This window comes from Citrobacter sp. CK185 (genome assembly GCF_030333565.1).
Taxonomy (GTDB): domain Bacteria; phylum Pseudomonadota; class Gammaproteobacteria; order Enterobacterales; family Enterobacteriaceae; genus Citrobacter_B; species Citrobacter_B koseri.
The window spans coordinates 444667-461027 of sequence record NZ_JAOWFR010000026.1; the positions used below are offsets into that span (position 1 = coordinate 444667).

The 16361-nt window shown below is 51.9% G+C and carries 16 protein-coding genes; 6 read left to right on the forward strand and 10 right to left on the reverse strand.

All coding sequences use genetic code 11. From position 1 onward, the window contains the following. Positions 1-134: 134 nt before the first annotated feature. Both OGV79_RS16805 and OGV79_RS16810 read left to right on the forward strand, forming a co-directional pair. Positions 135-2222 carry a TonB-dependent receptor gene (locus tag OGV79_RS16805; protein ID WP_199972259.1) on the forward strand — a complete coding sequence of 696 codons (2088 nt, stop codon included), beginning with the start codon at positions 135-137 and terminating at the stop codon, positions 2220-2222. Between the two features lie 370 nt (positions 2223-2592). After that, the gene (locus OGV79_RS16810) at positions 2593-2784 is read left to right on the forward strand and encodes a YlcI/YnfO family protein (protein ID WP_012132027.1); all 192 of its coding nucleotides are present in this window, start codon (positions 2593-2595) and stop codon (positions 2782-2784) included. Positions 2785-3450: 666 nt separating this feature from the next. On the opposite strand, the gene OGV79_RS16815 is transcribed toward OGV79_RS16810, so the two are convergent. From OGV79_RS16815 to yobA, 3 genes are read right to left on the reverse strand one after another with little or no spacing between them, the layout of a single operon-like run. Then, complete coding sequence (locus tag OGV79_RS16815; RefSeq protein ID WP_012132024.1) at positions 3451-3789, reverse strand: YebY family protein; 339 nt, start codon at positions 3787-3789, stop codon at positions 3451-3453. Positions 3790-3805: 16 nt separating this feature from the next. Then, a complete protein-coding gene (gene copD / locus OGV79_RS16820; protein WP_286468849.1) occupies positions 3806-4681 on the reverse strand; it encodes a copper homeostasis membrane protein CopD in 876 nt (291 codons plus the stop codon). After that, the gene (gene yobA / locus OGV79_RS16825; RefSeq protein WP_115625617.1) at positions 4681-5055 is read right to left on the reverse strand and encodes a CopC domain-containing protein YobA; all 375 of its coding nucleotides are present in this window, start codon (positions 5053-5055) and stop codon (positions 4681-4683) included. Before yobA ends, copD begins: the two co-directional genes overlap by 1 nt. 140 nt (positions 5056-5195) lie before the next feature. Here yobA and OGV79_RS16830 point away from each other — a divergent pair, with 140 nt between their 5' ends. The 3 genes from OGV79_RS16830 (at position 5196) to exoX (ending at position 6874) form a co-directional block, all read left to right on the forward strand. Next, on the forward strand, positions 5196-5426 hold the full coding sequence (locus tag OGV79_RS16830) for a DNA polymerase III subunit theta (RefSeq protein ID WP_024130259.1): 231 nt from the start codon (positions 5196-5198) through the stop codon (positions 5424-5426). A 105-nt stretch (positions 5427-5531) separates the two neighbouring features. After that, positions 5532-6188, forward strand: coding sequence for a carbon-nitrogen hydrolase family protein (locus tag OGV79_RS16835; protein ID WP_024130258.1), 657 nt, complete (start codon positions 5532-5534; stop codon positions 6186-6188). A gap of 23 nt (positions 6189-6211) precedes the next feature. After that, positions 6212-6874: an exodeoxyribonuclease X gene (gene exoX, locus OGV79_RS16840; RefSeq protein WP_012132019.1), complete on the forward strand. Its 663-nt coding sequence runs from the start codon at positions 6212-6214 to the stop codon at positions 6872-6874. Here exoX and ptrB read toward each other — a convergent pair. The 4 genes from ptrB to yebG all read right to left on the reverse strand — a co-directional run bounded on the left by ptrB (position 6856) and on the right by yebG (position 10540). Continuing rightward, positions 6856-8931 carry an oligopeptidase B gene (gene ptrB / locus OGV79_RS16845; protein WP_286468733.1) on the reverse strand — a complete coding sequence of 692 codons (2076 nt, stop codon included), beginning with the start codon at positions 8929-8931 and terminating at the stop codon, positions 6856-6858. The genes exoX and ptrB overlap by 19 nt on opposite strands. Before the next feature lie 87 nt (positions 8932-9018). Continuing rightward, complete coding sequence (locus tag OGV79_RS16850) at positions 9019-9678, reverse strand: tellurite resistance TerB family protein (protein WP_058669276.1); 660 nt, start codon at positions 9676-9678, stop codon at positions 9019-9021. Positions 9679-9771: 93 nt separating this feature from the next. Beyond that, on the reverse strand, positions 9772-10128 hold the full coding sequence (yebF, locus tag OGV79_RS16855) for a protein YebF (protein WP_275375076.1): 357 nt from the start codon (positions 10126-10128) through the stop codon (positions 9772-9774). A 121-nt stretch (positions 10129-10249) separates the two neighbouring features. After that, positions 10250-10540 (reverse strand): DNA damage-inducible protein YebG, encoded by a 291-nt coding sequence (gene yebG / locus OGV79_RS16860; RefSeq protein ID WP_058669278.1) that lies wholly within the window; start codon positions 10538-10540, stop codon positions 10250-10252. A gap of 132 nt (positions 10541-10672) precedes the next feature. On the opposite strand from yebG, the gene purT reads away from it, so the two are divergent. Next, positions 10673-11851, forward strand: a complete 1179-nt coding sequence (purT, locus tag OGV79_RS16865; RefSeq protein ID WP_286468734.1) for a formate-dependent phosphoribosylglycinamide formyltransferase — start codon at positions 10673-10675, stop codon at positions 11849-11851. Positions 11852-11939: 88 nt separating this feature from the next. Here purT and kdgA read toward each other — a convergent pair whose 3' ends face one another. The 3 genes from kdgA to zwf form a co-directional block, all read right to left on the reverse strand. Beyond that, the gene (gene kdgA / locus OGV79_RS16870) at positions 11940-12581 is read right to left on the reverse strand and encodes a bifunctional 4-hydroxy-2-oxoglutarate aldolase/2-dehydro-3-deoxy-phosphogluconate aldolase (protein WP_012132013.1); all 642 of its coding nucleotides are present in this window, start codon (positions 12579-12581) and stop codon (positions 11940-11942) included. Between the two features lie 37 nt (positions 12582-12618). Next, positions 12619-14430 (reverse strand): phosphogluconate dehydratase, encoded by a 1812-nt coding sequence (edd, locus tag OGV79_RS16875; RefSeq protein WP_286468735.1) that lies wholly within the window; start codon positions 14428-14430, stop codon positions 12619-12621. Positions 14431-14663: 233 nt separating this feature from the next. Next, entirely contained in the window at positions 14664-16139 is a 1476-nt protein-coding gene (zwf, locus tag OGV79_RS16880) for a glucose-6-phosphate dehydrogenase (protein WP_012132010.1), read from the reverse strand. Between the last annotated feature and the right edge of the window lie 222 nt (positions 16140-16361).

A 16361-nucleotide genomic window follows, 5' to 3' on the forward strand; every position in this document is an offset into this window, starting at 1 on the left:
GCAATAATTCTTGTTGATTTCAATAAAATCATATAAATGCCAACTTATGTAAAAGTGTAATGATAATTATTTTTATTATCATTTTCATGCATTATCTTATTGACTTTGCTTTTTTTAACAAAGGAAGTTCGATAATGCGTATTAAACCTCTCGCTTCACTTGTCTTATCTTGTCTGGGCGCCACAAGTTTTAATGTTTTTGCCGAAGATGTCATGGTCGTCACCGCATCGGGATACGAGAAAAAGATCACCAATGCGGCAGCCAGTGTTTCTGTTATTTCACAACAAGAATTACAGACCAATAAATATAATGATCTTGGCGATGCTCTCAGGGCCGTTGAGGGAGTGGACGTTGAAAGCAGTACCGGAAAAACAGGGGGGCTTGAAATAAGTATTCGTGGGATGCCTGCCAGTTATACCCTTATTCTTATTGACGGTATTCGTCAGAATGGAACATCGGATGTAACACCGAATGGCTTTTCTGCAATGAATACCAGTTTTATGCCTCCACTTTCAGCCATTGAACGTATAGAGGTTATACGCGGGCCCATGTCTACACTTTATGGGTCAGACGCCATTGGCGGCGTGGTGAATATTATTACCAAAAAAAGCACCGATAAGTGGAGCACGGCCATTAATACGGGAGTGAACCTACAGGAAAGTAATAAATGGGGAAACAGCACAACCGCAAATTTCTGGTCAAGTGGTCCCCTGGTGCCTGGCTCGCTGGATATGCAGGTTCGTGGAAGCACAACCCAGCGACAAGGCTCCAGCATTACATCACTGAGCGACACCGCAGAAACACGCGTTCCTTATCCCACTGAGTCGCAAAACTACAACATCGGCGCGAGATTTGACTGGAAAGCCAGCGCAAACAATACGCTATGGATGGATCTCGACACATCCCGACAGCGTTATGATAACAGCGACGGTCAGCTTGGTAGCCTCACGGGCGGATATGATAAAACGCTCCGCTATGAGCGCAATAAAGTGACGTTAGGACATGACACCGCCTTAACGTTTGGTACATGGAAATCGTCTCTTAACTGGAATGAGACAGAAAACAAAGGACGGCAGCTGGTTTCCTCCGCTCTGACGCCCGATCAGGCCTGGAGAGCGGGTGACGATCGTGAACTGAAAAATACCAATGTTATTCTCAACTCAGTGCTTCTCACGCCGCTGGGAGAATCACATTTACTGACGGTGGGTGGCGAATACTGGGACGCACGAATGAAAGATGGCGTCGTTCTGGCCAGTTCAGGTGAAAAGTTCCATCAAAAAAGCTGGGCGACTTACCTTGAAGATGAGTGGCATATCCTGGATTCTCTGGCGTTTACCGTAGGGAGTCGCTATGAACATAACGACGTATTCGGCGGTCATTTCAGTCCTCGTGGCTATCTGGTCTGGGATATGACAGATGAATGGACGCTCAAAGGGGGAGTCACAACCGGTTATAAAGCACCTTCTCTTAGCCAGTTACATAACGGCATCAGCGGCGTTTCTGGTCAGGGAACAATCAATACCGTCGGTAATCCAGATTTAAAACCTGAAGAAAGCACCAGTTATGAAACCGGACTTTATTACGATAATAGCAATGGGTTCAATGCCAATATAACCGGATTCTACACTGAATATCGCAATAAAATTGTTTCTTATTCGATTGATGACAATACCAGTAGCTATACCAATAGCGGAAAAGCGCGTACCGATGGTGTCGAATTTGCAACATCGTTCCCGCTCTGGTTGGATAATTTGAGTCTGTCGCTCAACTATACCTATACTCAGAGCAAACAGAAAGATGGAGATAATAAAGGCGCACCACTCAGCTATACACCAAAACATATGGCAAATGCCCGCGTTAACTGGCAGGCGACAGATGATTTAAATGCCTGGCTAAGCGCCCGCTATCGCGGTAAAGCGCCCCGCTTTACTCAGACCTATGACAATCTCAGTGCGGTACAGCAGAAAGTGTATGATGACAAAGGCGCAAATCTAAAAGCATGGACAGTGCTGGATATGGGGTTATCTTATAAACTGACTAAAGATTTAACCCTGAATACCGCCGTCAATAACGTACTGGATAAAGACTTTAGTGACGTCAAATTATATCAATCTGGCCGTTCCAGCACTTATGCCGGTGATTATTTCCAGACAGCGCAGTCAACGACCGGATACGTTATTCCAGGTCGCAACTACTGGATGTCTTTAAACTATCAGTTCTAATAATACAGCAAGCGTCCATACACTCCGTATGCGGCGCTTGCTTATCTTTTTGTGAGTATAAACAGCCAAAAAACACACGAATATTAATTAATAAATATCTACCCTCACAATATGAATTACCCAATAAAATCAATCTGATTATCGTTATCGCACATCTTGAAAAGATTCAAGACATTAAAAAAATAGAGAATAGTCACTGAACAACCCCACTCTTCAATGTGGTATCGCTAAGGCATTCTTTGTTGCGACGCAATTCACAACCAGGAAACCTCGCCGTCATCACCGTTGATTTCATTGATGTAAATCAATTCCCTTCATGCGTAGTTACGCGAAAGTAACAGCGATGTGAATTAGTTGCGAGAAGCACCTTATGTCGATAAAAAACTTTACAGGCAAAACAGTGATAAAAAACATCCGTTTTTCATACAGTTTGCTGAAACAAATAGAGCAAGTGATGGCGAAGGAAAAAACCAGCAATTTTTCTGCATGGGTAAAAGAAGCATGTCGTGAAAAAGCCCTGAATTCCAGTACGCCCAAAGACGTAAATAGAAACAAAAATTAACTCTTTATAGCTACGACCAAAATGAAAAGATGCTTATTTATTAGTAAATACACCTTTATCCTGATATCTATTGGGAATGTTATCTATTTCATTTTGAATTATCACGCATTAGACGCGGTGTTGATCATACTGTTTTATGTCGCTCTGATTTTTACCCCCGTCATCCTCATTCTGCGAGCCTTCTGTGCGCAGCATGAGTAACTCATCGAGCATGATTCATAAACGTTCATCCATGTAAACCTGGCTTCACACGGCACTCTGACGCACAAAAATTAACATACCAATCAAAAAACCCTGGACGCACTCGGTACAGAGTATGTTATGGTTTGGACAGGATATGGAAAATTCGAGTAACTTTCGTGTGGTTTCGGGTTAGTATCTGAAAACACACTTCAAAACAAACAGATAAAAAGAGACCGAATACGATTCCTGTATTCGGTCCAGGGAAATGGCTCTTGGGAGAGAGCCGTGCGCTAAAAGTTGGCATTAATGCAGGCTAAGTCGCCTTGCCCTTTAAGAATAGATGACGACGCCAGGTTTTCCAGTCCACGACGAAAGTGGCCGGTAAAAAACGACCGTTGTCAGCCGCAACAACGAAAAAACCGCAAGTTCCTCTGCATGAGGCTTGCGGTTTTTTATTGGAAATCAGAAAGATACTTCTGGTAATTAGCAGAGCTTTTCCGCGCGTTCAATAAACGGCGCCAGGCTCATTTTTTCACCCGGTTTTGCCGGATCGTCAATCTGAATGACGGTGATAGCCTGCGCGTTGGTTTTGCCGCTTGCAACTTGCTGCTCTGCGACATCGTTCAGCGGGTATTGCACCAGCGTGCTCGGGTTGATGACATACAGGGCATGGCCCGGTCGGCAGGTCAGCATCACCTCTTCGCGGTTAAACGCCCACTTGTCTTTGCCCACTTCAAAGCGGCTCACGGTGATAACCTGAGGCGCCGCCAGCGCAGCGCCTGAACTTGCCAACAATAGCAGAGAGAGAATCATTTTTTTCATGAGTTTTGCCAGTCCATCAGAAGGGTTCCAGGGTTGCGAACAGGCTGACAATCGCCAGCACAACGGCTCCAATTCCCCATTCAATCTGAGTCATCCAGATAAACCAGAGATTCGCGCGGCGATTTTCCTGCCGCATACGTGGTACGAGAACATACCGGTTCGTTAGCGCAATTGCCACCATTAGCAGGACAAGGACACATTTTAACAAAAGAAACTGCCCGTATGCGGTATGCCAGGGGGCGGAAAACCCCGTAATAAAAAGCACATTTGCGATGCCGGTGCACAATACGCCCGCGACAAACAGATGACCATAGCGGGAGAAACGCATCATTGTTTCGATGGCCTGTTGTCGCCAGCGACCTTGCGCCATGCGCATACAGTAGATAACCGGCAGCAGGCCGCCAAACCAGGCCGCAGCGCACACCAGATGAGTCGCATGGTTAATCTGCTGTACCGCGCCCACCACGCCATTATTCAGCGTGGCGTGGCCAACGCCTGCCAGCAACATAAACTGGGCAATCATCAGGATGAGCAGCAGACGCGGTAAATTTCTCGGTACAACCAGCGTCATGACCAACGTGACAAGCGCGAGAATAATCTGCCACAGCCATACGCCGCCAAATTGGGTCTGTAAAACCGCGCCCCATATCGAAACCGAGATTACGTCCTGCCAGCCCGCCCCCATTAGTCCACCCTGGATCGCCAGCATCAGCGTCGCGCTGACAAAGCTCCACACGGCAGCGTGCTGTTGCAGGCGCAGAAAGCGGCGCGTCATCAGGCGACGAACAGAAACCGACGCCAGCCACGCGCCATATAACGCGCAGCCAAACACCAGCATCATGGCGCTAAAATGGATAAAGCGAAGCGCTACCCAGGTAAACGTCAGCATGATTACTTCACGCTAAAGGTGTATTGCCCTTTTGTCTTATGACCGTCAACCGACACCACATGCCAGTTAACCGTATAGGTTCCGGGATTAAGCGTCTGATCCAGAGGAATAATGAGCTGTTTCGCATCCTGCTCATTACGCTTCGCAGGCCGCGTTTTGATGCTTTCCTGCTTTGGCCCGGTCAGCGTCGCCCCGCTGAAGCCAGGCTCGATACCTTCGGAGAAATTCAGCGTCAATGCCTGCGGCGCGGCAGTCACCTCAGCGTCAGCCGCCGGGTATTGATGCGTCAGATGCGCATGTGCCCAGGCCGCAGGCGCCGACAGCGTTGAGGCGAGGAAAAGGAGAGCATAGCGCAAAGAAGGTGCAGTAGAAGCCATATCAATTATTCCTTTTTGTTATGTCTGATTTACAGAGAATAACCTTCTATAATGGTCGAGTCGAGAATCATCATTTCCGGCTTGCCATTGAGGCGCACTCTTAGTAACTTTTGCGCGCCATTGATGATAAGGAGAAGCGTATGCAAACGAACCTGGCTCAACTTGAACAAGCTGACATGGATAAGATCAACGTTGACCTGGCCGCAGCCGGTGTGGCGTTTAAAGAGCGTTACAATATGCCCGTCGTGGCAGAAGTCGTTGAACGTGAACAGCCAGAACACCTGCGCGAATGGTTTCGTGAACGTCTGATTGCCCACCGTCTGGCGTCGGTTTCCCTGTCACGCTTACCTTACGAACCGAAAGTTAAATAAACTTATATAGCGTTACACTTCCTTACACATGAGTTGCTACAGTATAAGTACATTCTTAAACTAAGATTTTAGGATGATTGTAGACACTATGAAAAGGAAATCATTATGTCACACTGGAAAATCGCGGCGGCGCAGTATGAACCACCTCGCGCCACGCTGGCAGAACATGTCGCGCACCATCTGCAATTTGTTGAGATTGCTGCCAGCCAGCAATGCGAACTCCTGGTATTCCCTTCCCTGTCGTTAACCGGATGCAACGATACGGCGCAGGCGCTCCCTGTCCCGCCCGATGAGTCCTTATTACAGCCGCTTGCTTATGCGGCATCCGCGTATCGCATGACGATTATTGCCGGGCTGCCGGTTGAGCATAACGGCCAGTTAGTCAGAGGCATTGCCATTTTCGCCCCCTGGGTGACATCGCCGCTGATCTTTCATCAAAGCCACGGTGCCTGCGTGGCCCGCCACCGGAAAACGATAAGCGTGATGGATGAGCAGCCGGAAGGCATTGATATCGATCCTGCCTTTTCGTTATTCACCACCAGCCAGTGCGTCAGCGAACATGATTTATTTACCTCCACCTCCCGGCTGCAACGGTTTTCGCATCGCTTCGCCATTGCCGTGTTGATGGCAAACGCCGGAGGCAGCAGCGCGCTATGGGATGAAAGCGGCCAGCTCATTGTCCGCGCGGACAGCGGTTCTCTGCTGTTAACAGGTCAGCATACGACACGGGGTTGGCAAGGCGATATCATTCCATTACGCTAGGTGTTTTCGGTCGGGAGCACCCCATGTTGCGAGTTATAGATACGGAAACCTGCGGACTACAGGGCGGGATTGTTGAGATTGCCTCTGTCGATGTGGTGGCGGGGAGAATTGTCAATCCAATGAGCCATCTGGTTCGTCCTGACCGCCCCATCAGCCCGCAGGCGATGGCGATTCACCGTATCAGTGAATCGATGGTTGCCGATAAACCCTGGATCGAAGATATCATTCCGCTCTATCACGGAAGCGAATGGTATGTCGCGCATAACGCCAGTTTCGACCGGCGTGTGCTGCCAGAGATGCCGGGAGAGTGGATTTGTACCATGAAGCTGTCGCGCCGGTTATGGCCGGGGATCAAATACAGCAACATGGCGCTCTACAAATCCCGTAAGCTAAGCGTGCAAACACCGCCCGGCCTTCATCATCACCGCGCATTGTATGACTGCTATATCACGGCGGCATTGCTGATCGATATTATGAACACGTCAGGCTGGACGGCGGAACAAATGGTCGACATTACCGGACGCCCGGCCCTGTTAACGACATTTACGTTTGGCAAATATCGCGGCAAAGCCGTTTCTGAAGTCGCCGAGCGCGATCCGGGCTATCTGCGCTGGTTGTTTAATAACCTTGACAACATGAGCCCGGAGCTGCGTTTAACGCTTAAACACTATCTGAGCGACGCCTGAGCGCCTGCCTGCCCTGGCAACGTGCCCTGAGCGAGACCAATCAGAAAAGCGAATTCCATCGCCACTCCCTCATACGCTTTAAAACGCCCGGACTTCCCGCCATGCCCGGAATCCATATCCGTACACAGCAACAGCAGGTGGTCATCCGTTTTCAGTTCGCGCAGTTTAGCGACCCATTTGGCGGGCTCCCAGTATTGCACCTGCGAATCATGTAACCCGGTGGTAACCAGAAGATGCGGATAGTCCTGCGCGGTGACGTTGTCGTACGGACTGTAGCTTTTCATATACGCGTAGTATTCCGCATCCTGCGGATTTCCCCACTCTTCGAACTCTCCCGTGGTTAAAGGGATAGACTCATCAAGCATTGTCGTCAGGACGTCAACAAACGGCACCTGCGCGATGACGCCATGAAAAAGTTCAGGACGTTCGTTAATCGCGACGCCCATCAACATGCCGCCCGCGCTGCCGCCCATGCCATAGCAAAATGAAGGCGAGCCGTAGCCCAGTTTCAGCAACGCGTCGCAGGCATCAAGATAGTCATTAAACGTATTTTTCTTTTTCAGAAACTTACCGTCTTCATACCACTGATGACCTAACTCACCGCCGCCGCGAACATGCATGATGGCGTAAACAAATCCGCGATCCAGCAAACTTAACCGACTGCTGCTGAAATCGGCATCCATGCTGGCGCCATAGGAACCGTAGCCGTAGACAAGCAGCGGATTTTGCCCCTTGCGGAAATGTTTTCGATGGTAAACCAGCGAAACCGGAACCTCTACACCATCCCGGGCGACAATCCACAGGTGCTCGCTCTGATAATTCGCAGCGTCAAATCCCGGCACATCCGTTTGTTTGAGCACGCGCCGCTCGCCGGTATCCATGTCCAGCTCAAACAAGGTGTCCGGCGTCGTCATCGATGAATAACCATAACGTAAGCGGGACGTTTCCGGTTCAGGGTTATAGGCAAGCCAGGTGACGTAGGCCGGATCGTCGAACGCAATCCCCGTAACTTCACGCGTTTTACGGTTAATCTGCCGCAGGCTGGTCAAACCACGCTGGCGTTCTTCCACCACCAGCCAGTCGGTAAAAAGGGTAAACCCTTCCAGCATGATGCTCTCGCGCGGCGCAATCAGCTCTTCCCAGGCATTTTCATCACGTACCCGGCTACGATACAGACCAAAGTTTTTTCCGTGGCGATTGGAACGCAGATAAAACTTATGCTGGTAATGATCGAGACTGTATTCATGATCTTTACGCCGTGGTAAAAACGAGAAGGGTTCCGCATCGGCCAGTTCAGCATCCAGCAACAGCACTTCACTGGTGGTCGCACTGGCGAGATGGATCACCACATAATGCTGAGAGGTGGTTTTGTGCAAACTGACGTAAAAAGCGTCGTCCTTTTCTTCATAGACCAGTTGATCCTGCGTGGCCGGCGTACCCACGGTATGACGCCATACCTGGTAAGGCAGCAACGTGGTGCCGTGTTTACGCACGTAGTAAAGCGTCAGCGAATCATTCGCCCAGACAAACTCTGGCGCTACGTTATCCAGCAGTTCCGGGTACCAGTTACCGCTTTCAAGATTACGAAAACGCAGCCCATACTGACGACGGGAAAGATAATCTTCCGCCAGCGCCATGATGGTGTTGTCCGGCGTAATGGCCATTCCACCGAGGGTATAAAACTCGCTGTGGGCCGCTCGCTGATTCGCATCCAGCAATAAATCCCACGCATCCGACTCTTCACTTCGCGCCGGCTGGCGTTGGTAAATAGCATATTCACACCCTGGCTCATAAATCTGCCGGTAGCGATAACCATTTTTGACGTAAGGTGCGGAAACATCTCTGGGCGGAATGCGATCGATAATCTCTTTCAGCACGCGATCCTGTAACGCCTGCTGTGACGCCATGACCTGATGTCCATAGGCGTTTTCCTGATGCAGATAGTCAAGGACATCAGGCTGCGATCGGGAGTCGTCTCGCAGCCAATAATAGTTATCGACGCGGGTGTCGCCATGCAGCGTCATGGTGTGCGGAATACGGGTGGCTTTTGGTAGCATGTCTTTGTTCTTTTGTCTTTAAACACCCTATAAGGGTGGCAAAAGTCACGCACGATGCAAGCGAAACATGCTATGCAGGGGATTACGTTAGCCTGGCAGAGCCTGCTTTTGCTGTTGCAGATCCTGCTCGATGCCGTCCCGCACATCCTGAGGAATTTTCAGCGCATCGCCCAACGCATTCAGATAACTGCGTTCCATAAAATGGTCGATATCAATGGCGGCACAGCTCAGGAAGTAGATTTCCAGCGCCTCTTCCTCATTACGGATGCCTTGCGCCAGACGCTGCGGATCGAGCGGCTGTTCAATCGCCTGTTCGATAAGCACACGTCCCTGCTCCTCCACCCCGGCTTCACGCAACTGACGTTCGATGGCTGCACGCTCCTGGCTATCGATATGCCCGTCGCTTTTCGCCGCAAACACCAGGGCGAGGATCAACCGCTCGGTTCGTTGGTCCAGCGGCGTACTCTGCGCGCCGAATTGCGGCTCATCCTGATGCGCAGCACGAACCCTCTCTTTGTATTTGTTCCATAAGACGGTGCCTGCCACCGCGCCGCCGCCAACCAACAGGGCGCTGGTGCCATATTTAGTCAGTAACTTACGGGAAGATTTATTGGCGACCAGTAAACCGGCCAGACCGCCTAACGCGCCGGGAACCAGCAGTTTACTCAGCCCTTGTTCGCCTGAAGAAGATGCAGAGGCTCCGTTTTGCCCGAGAAGAGATTGTAATTGGTTTAGCCAGTTAGCCATTTTACCCCTCAAATACAAACGATGAATCGTCAAAGCGTACTTGAGGGGATGTCAGGAAGTGTCTAATTCAGCAAAAGATGCGCAAATTTGCCATTAGCGGGGCTGGTATTCCGCGGTTCCGGCTTTGCAATCAACCTTTACCAGATAATGAAGATCGGCACTTTTCCCGCGAACAGTCAGAGGAACCGTCCAGTTACCCTCTTTGCCGGTAATATCCTGAGTGTTGACCCACACCACCGGATTCGCCTGTCCGACCTTTTTTTGGTCATCAGCCCAACGTACGATACGATTTTGCTGATAATCGCGCTTCACGCTGGCGGCGATCCCATCAGCGTTCAGCCCTTCACAGGTCGGGAATTTCACCGATTTGCTGGCCGTATCGGCAGCGAAGACCGATACGCTGACGGACAACAACAGCAGGCTCAACAGCGCTCCTCTTTTTTTATTCATACTTTTTCTCCTTATATCTCCTTCGTCTTTCAGGCTGCATGTTTGCAACGCGAAATCCACGGGCATAGCACAATGATTCAGGAAAAAGCATGGTACAAAACGTCAGGAGCGCAAGTCAGACTCAGGCTGCTTGCGTGTCATCCTCCGCCGTCGCATCGCTTTTAACCACCTGCGGCGACGGCAATTTGCCGGTTTTCAGGATCGTGCTCAATACGTCTTTTTGTTCAGCCAGCCACAGAGAAAGCGCTTCGCGCTGTTCGTCTTCCATCGCTACCGGAGACTGCTCAAGCCATGTGTCGAGCAGGTCTGCCGTATCAAGCATTTTGTCATACGCATCGGCGTCCTTTTTGCTGGTAAACGACATTTTTTCCTCACCTTCCCGAATGACCACGTATTTAACTTCAACCGCCATTTTTGCAGCCTCTCAATAACCTGTAATTATGTACAGTATATTACTTTTCAGTAATGAAATCAACCTGGCAATAAAGACAGACGCAAACGTTTTCGTATATACTGCGCCCAGTTAAATCAGGGGATATATTTTATGACGTTATTAGGCACCGCGCTGCGTCCGGCGGCTACGCGCGTAATGTTATTGGGTTCAGGAGAACTGGGAAAAGAAGTGGCGATCGAATGCCAACGCCTGGGTGTGGAAGTTATCGCGGTGGATCGCTACCCGGATGCGCCAGCGATGCACGTCGCCCACCGCTCACACGTCATCAATATGCTGGATGGCGAAGCGCTGCGCCGCGTGGTTGAACGCGAAAAGCCGCATTTCATTGTGCCGGAAATTGAAGCTATCGCGACGGACATGCTGGTAGAACTGGAGCAGGAAGGACTGAATGTGGTGCCTTGCGCCCGGGCGACGCAACTGACGATGAACCGTGAAGGCATCCGTCGTCTGGCGGCAGAAGAGCTGGCGTTGCCGACCTCTTCTTTCCGTTTTGCCGACAGCGAAGAACGCTTTCGCGAGGCGGTGGCGGAGATCGGTTTTCCTTGCATCGTGAAGCCGGTGATGAGTTCTTCCGGTAAAGGACAGAGTTTCATCCGCAGCGCCGACCAACTGTCGCAGGCATGGGGATATGCCCAGCAGGGCGGCCGCGCTGGCGCAGGGCGCGTGATTGTCGAAGGCGTGGTTAAATTCGATTTTGAAATCACTCTGCTGACCGTCAGCGCCATAGATGGCGTCCATTTTTGTGCCCCTGTCGGCCATCGTCAGGAAGACGGCGATTATCGTGAATCCTGGCAACCGCAGCAGATGAGCGATCTGGCGCTGGTGCGCGCGCAGGAGATCGCCCGCAAGGTTGTTCTGGCGTTAGGCGGCTATGGGTTATTTGGCGTCGAGCTTTTTGTCTGCGGCGATGAGGTAGTCTTCAGCGAAGTCTCCCCACGACCGCATGATACCGGCATGGTGACGTTGATTTCGCAAGATCTGTCAGAGTTTGCCCTGCACGTTCGCGCTTTCCTCGGCCTGCCCGTGGGCGAAATTCGTCAGTATGGTCCTGCCGCGTCCGCCGTTATTTTACCGACGCTCACCAGCCAGAATGTAACGTTTGATAATGTACAAGCGGCCGTCGGAGCGGGTTTACAGGTGCGGTTCTTCGGCAAGCCGGACATCGACGGAACCCGCCGGTTAGGCGTCGCGCTGGCGACAGCGGAACGCGTCGAAGAAGCCGTTGAGCGTGCAAAACACGCGGCGGCGCAGGTGAACGTCGCGGGGTAAAAAAATGCCGGATGGCGCTGCGCTTATCCGGCCTACAGCCCTATAAAACGTAGACCCGGTAAGCGTCGGCGCCACCGGGCATTTGGGCTTACTGTTTCGCGCCTTCTACCGCTTCGCGAGCCAGTTTCGTGATGCGATCGTAGTCCCCCGCTTCCAGCGCGTCAGCCGGAACCAGCCAGGAACCCCCGATACACAGAACGCTTTTCAGCGCCAGGTAGTCACGGTAGTTCGCCGGAGAGATACCGCCAGTCGGGCAGAAGCGTACCTGAGAGAACGGACCTGCGATCGCCTGCAACGCTTTGGTGCCGCCGTTAGCTTCCGCCGGGAAGAATTTGAACTCTTTCAGGCCGTAGTCCATACCCAGCATCAGTTCGGAAACAGTGCTGATACCTGGAATCAGCGGAATGGTGCCTTCGGTCGCCGCTTTCAGCAGAGGCTCCGTCAGGCCCGGGCTGATAGCAAACTGCGCGCCCGCTTCCGTCACTTCCGCCAGCTGTTGCGCGTTCAGAACCGTACCCGCACCGATGATCGCTTCCGGCACTTCTTTCGCGATAGCGCGGATGGCATCCATCGCACACGCGGTACGTAAAGTCACTTCCAGAACGCGCACACCGCCTGCAACCAGCGCTTTTGCCATCGGCACCGCGTGTTCCAGTTTGTTCACCACGATCACCGGTACAACCGGGCCTGTGGTCAGGATTGCTTCTGCACTTGTTTTCCAGTTTTTCATCAGAGTTTTCTCTCGCCTGAGTACAAAATTTGTCGTCTTAAAACGTCATACAGGTTGCGCCCTGCTCGGCGCCGGACAGTTTTTCACGCAACGCGCTGAACATCTCACGGCCTGTACCGATGCGCGATGCGCTCAGGTCAGGAATGTGAGGCTGGCGAGCGGCAAGTTCCGCATCATCAACCAGCAGCGTCAGTTCGCCTGTCTGTCCATTCACACGAATAATGTCGCCATCGCGTACTTTCGCCAGCAGCCCGCCATCATAGGCTTCCGGGGTTACATGGATTGCTGAAGGCACTTTACCTGAAGCACCGGAAAGCCGTCCATCGGTAACCAACGCAATTTTGAAACAACGGTCCAATAATACACCAAGTGGCGGCATGAGTTTATGTAATTCTGGCATTCCGTTCGCTTTTGGTCCCTGATGGCGTACAACCACCACGCAATCGCGGTCAAGCAGACCCGCTTCAAAAGCCGGTAAAACATCATGCTGACTTTCAAAAACAACCGCTGGCGCTTCAATAATTTGATTTTCAACCGGCACCGCAGACGTTTTCATGACCGCGCGGCCAAGGTTGCCGCTCAGCACTTTCGTTCCGCCGTGGTGGGAGAACGGCTTATCAAAGGTGGCAATCACACTGCTGTCCAGGGATTTCGCCACCCCTTCGCGCCAGTCCAGCTCGCCGTTGTTCAACCACGGTTCGAAGGTATAGCGAGACAGACCAAAACCCGCCACGGTATTCACATCTTCATGCAGCAGTCCCGCATTCAGCAGTTCACGCATCAGTGCCGGTACGCCGCCTGCCGCCTGGAAGTGGTTAATATCTGCCGGGCCATTCGGATACAGACGCGCCATCAACGGTACGATTTCCGACAGATCGGAGAAGTCATCCCAGTTAATCAGGATGCCTGCCGCCCGCGCCATCGCGACGAGGTGCATGGTGTGGTTGGTTGAACCGCCGGTTGCCAGCAGCGCCACAATGCCGTTCACGACCACTTTTTCATCAATCATCTTACCGATCGGCATCCATTCGTTGCCGTTACCGGTCAGGCGCGTCACCTGGCGCGCGGCGGCAGCGGTCAGCGCTTCACGCAACGGCGCGTCCGGGTGAACAAAGGATGAGCCGGGCAACTGCATCCCCATGAACTCCACCACCATCTGGTTGGTGTTGGCGGTGCCGTAGAACGTACAGGTGCCTGGCGCGTGGTAAGAGGCCGCCTCAGATTCCAGCAGCGCCATGCGATCGACCTTCCCTTCCGCATATAACTGGCGGATACGCACTTTTTCTTTATTAGGCAGACCGCTTGCCATCGGGCCGGAAGGCACGAAAACAGACGGCAGGTGGCCAAATGACAGCGCCGCCATCGCCAGACCGGGGACGATTTTGTCACACACGCCAAGGAACAGCGCGCCATCAAACATATTGTGAGACAGCCCCACCGCCGCCGACATTGCGATCACTTCGCGGCTCAGCAGAGAAAGCTCCATACCGTCCTGCCCCTGCGTCACACCATCACACATCGCAGGAACGCCGCCGGCGACCTGGCCTACCGCATTCGCAGAATGCAGCGCTTTGCGGATGATCTCGGGATAGTGCTCATACGGCTGATGAGCGGAAAGCATGTCGTTGTAAGAAGTGATGATCCCGATATTGTTACGCAACATGCTCTTCAGTGACGCTTTATCGTCAGGCTGGCAGGCGGCAAAGCCGTGCGCCAGGTTACCGCATGCCAGCTGCGAGCGATGAACAGTGGATGTTCTCGCTTGTTCAATACGGGCGAGGTAGGCAGAACGTGTCTCACGCGAGCGTTCGGCAATACGTTTTGTTACGCGTAACAAATCTGGATTCATAGAGGCTCCTGAAATTTATTTGTCTGTGCCGCCGATTAACAAAGAGTTTCAGTAAGGTTAAATATTGCTGAATCGCTTGTTATATGGCGCACTGGGGCAAAATCACTTCCGGCAGTGTAATAAAAAAAGCCCCGCGGGTGAATCCACGCGAGGCTTAAAAGTGCAAAAATTGTTCTACAATCTGTGTTAGATCATGTTACCGGTAAAATAACACCTATGGGCTAGATGGAATTTTACTCAAACTCATTCCAGGAACGGCCATCACGGGTGATCATCGCCACCGAAGCGACCGGCCCCCAGGTCCCCGCCTGATACGGTTTTGGCGCATCATTATCCATTTCCCAGGCTTCAGTAATGGAGTCCACCCACTTCCAGGCCTCTTCAACTTCATCACGACGCACGAACAGCGCCTGAATACCGCGCATGGTTTCCAGCAACAGACGCTCGTAAGCATCCGCCAGATGCGTTTGATTGAAGGTTTCGGAGTAGCTCAGATCCAGCTTGGTGATCTGCAAATTGTGCTTGTGATCCAGACCCGGCACTTTGTTAAGCACCTGGATGTCCACACCTTCATCAGGTTGCAGACGGATGGTCAGCTTGTTCTGCGGCAGATCCTGCCAGGATTCTTTGAACAGGTTCAACTCAGGCGTCTTGAAGTAGACGACAACCTCAGAGCATTTGGTCGGCAGACGTTTACCGGTGCGCAGGTAGAACGGTACGCCCGCCCAGCGCCAGTTGTCGATGTCCACGCGAATCGCCACAAAGGTCTCGGTGTTGCTGCTCTTGTTCGCTCCCTCTTCTTCGAGGTAGCCCGGCACTTTTTTGCCCTGAGCAAAACCGGTGGTGTATTGCCCGCGAACCGTTTTCTCGCGCACGTTCGAGCGATCGATGCGGCGCAGCGACTTCAGCACTTTCACTTTTTCATCGCGAATGCTGTCGGCCGTCAGATCGGACGGCGGCGACATCGCAATCATGCACAGAATTTGCAGCAGGTGGTTCTGGATCATGTCGCGCATCTGGCCCGCCTGGTCAAAGTAACCCCAGCGACCTTCAATGCCCACCTCTTCCGCAACGGTAATTTCCACATGATCAATCGTACGGTTGTCCCAGTTATTCACGAACAGCGAGTTGGCAAAACGCAGCGCCAGCAGGTTAAGAACGGTCTCTTTGCCCAGATAGTGGTCGATACGGTAAACCTGGCACTCTTCAAAGTACTCGCCTACCTGATCGTTGATTTCACGCGAGGTCGCCAGCGAGGTACCCAGCGGTTTTTCCATTACCACGCGAGCCGGTTTAGCGTTCAGCTTCGCTTCACCCAGACCTTTACAGATGGCGCCAAAGGTGCTCGGCGGCATCGCAAAATAGTTAATGGTGGTGCGCGATTTTTGATCCAGCATGGCTCCCAGGCGACCGAACGCCTCAGTGTCGTTAACGTCCAGATTGCAAAAATCCAGACGGCCGCTCAGGGTATCCCACAAGCCTTCATCAATCTTTTCTTTCATGAAGGTTTCGAGCGCTTCGCGAACCACTTTGGTATAGGCATCTTTGTCCCAGTCCGCGCGACCCACCCCGATAATACGGGTATCCGGGTTAATCTGACCGGCTTTCTCCAGTTGATACAGGGAAGGCAGCAATTTTCGGCGCGCCAGGTCGCCTTTCGCGCCGAAAATGACCAGGTCACATGCCTGGGCTGTTTGCGTTACCGCCATGTCATTCTCCTCAGTTAAATATCCCGGTGCTTTTGCCAGGGTATAGTTGTAATTTTATTACAATGCACTGTACTGCTTTTACGTGAATCCCGAAACTGTAAACGCTTATCCACCCGTGCGATTCGGGCGATCTTCGGTTTTCCCGCGGTAAATAGCCGTAAAACAGATAAAAAAATTGTCGTTTTCGTACATGTAACAGACAGCTAAAATCAGACACCGATC

What these genes read in the sequence shown, in the direction of transcription:
- OGV79_RS16810 (WP_012132027.1), top strand. Translation starts at nt 2,593, where the DNA reads ATGTCGATAAAAAACTTTACAGGCAAAACAGTGATAAAAAACATCCGT.
- yebF (WP_275375076.1), bottom strand. Translation starts at nt 10,128, where the DNA reads ATGAATAAAAAAAGAGGAGCGCTGTTGAGCCTGCTGTTGTTGTCCGTC.
- yobA (WP_115625617.1), bottom strand. Translation starts at nt 5,055, where the DNA reads ATGGCTTCTACTGCACCTTCTTTGCGCTATGCTCTCCTTTTCCTCGCC.
- zwf (WP_012132010.1), bottom strand. Translation starts at nt 16,139, where the DNA reads ATGGCGGTAACGCAAACAGCCCAGGCATGTGACCTGGTCATTTTCGGC.
- purT (WP_286468734.1), top strand. Translation starts at nt 10,673, where the DNA reads ATGACGTTATTAGGCACCGCGCTGCGTCCGGCGGCTACGCGCGTAATG.
- OGV79_RS16815 (WP_012132024.1), bottom strand. Translation starts at nt 3,789, where the DNA reads ATGAAAAAAATGATTCTCTCTCTGCTATTGTTGGCAAGTTCAGGCGCT.
- OGV79_RS16835 (WP_024130258.1), top strand. Translation starts at nt 5,532, where the DNA reads ATGTCACACTGGAAAATCGCGGCGGCGCAGTATGAACCACCTCGCGCC.
- OGV79_RS16805 (WP_199972259.1), top strand. Translation starts at nt 135, where the DNA reads ATGCGTATTAAACCTCTCGCTTCACTTGTCTTATCTTGTCTGGGCGCC.
- exoX (WP_012132019.1), top strand. Translation starts at nt 6,212, where the DNA reads ATGTTGCGAGTTATAGATACGGAAACCTGCGGACTACAGGGCGGGATT.
- ptrB (WP_286468733.1), bottom strand. Translation starts at nt 8,931, where the DNA reads ATGCTACCAAAAGCCACCCGTATTCCGCACACCATGACGCTGCATGGC.
- kdgA (WP_012132013.1), bottom strand. Translation starts at nt 12,581, where the DNA reads ATGAAAAACTGGAAAACAAGTGCAGAAGCAATCCTGACCACAGGCCCG.
- OGV79_RS16830 (WP_024130259.1), top strand. Translation starts at nt 5,196, where the DNA reads ATGCAAACGAACCTGGCTCAACTTGAACAAGCTGACATGGATAAGATC.
- edd (WP_286468735.1), bottom strand. Translation starts at nt 14,430, where the DNA reads ATGAATCCAGATTTGTTACGCGTAACAAAACGTATTGCCGAACGCTCG.
- yebG (WP_058669278.1), bottom strand. Translation starts at nt 10,540, where the DNA reads ATGGCGGTTGAAGTTAAATACGTGGTCATTCGGGAAGGTGAGGAAAAA.
- OGV79_RS16850 (WP_058669276.1), bottom strand. Translation starts at nt 9,678, where the DNA reads ATGGCTAACTGGCTAAACCAATTACAATCTCTTCTCGGGCAAAACGGA.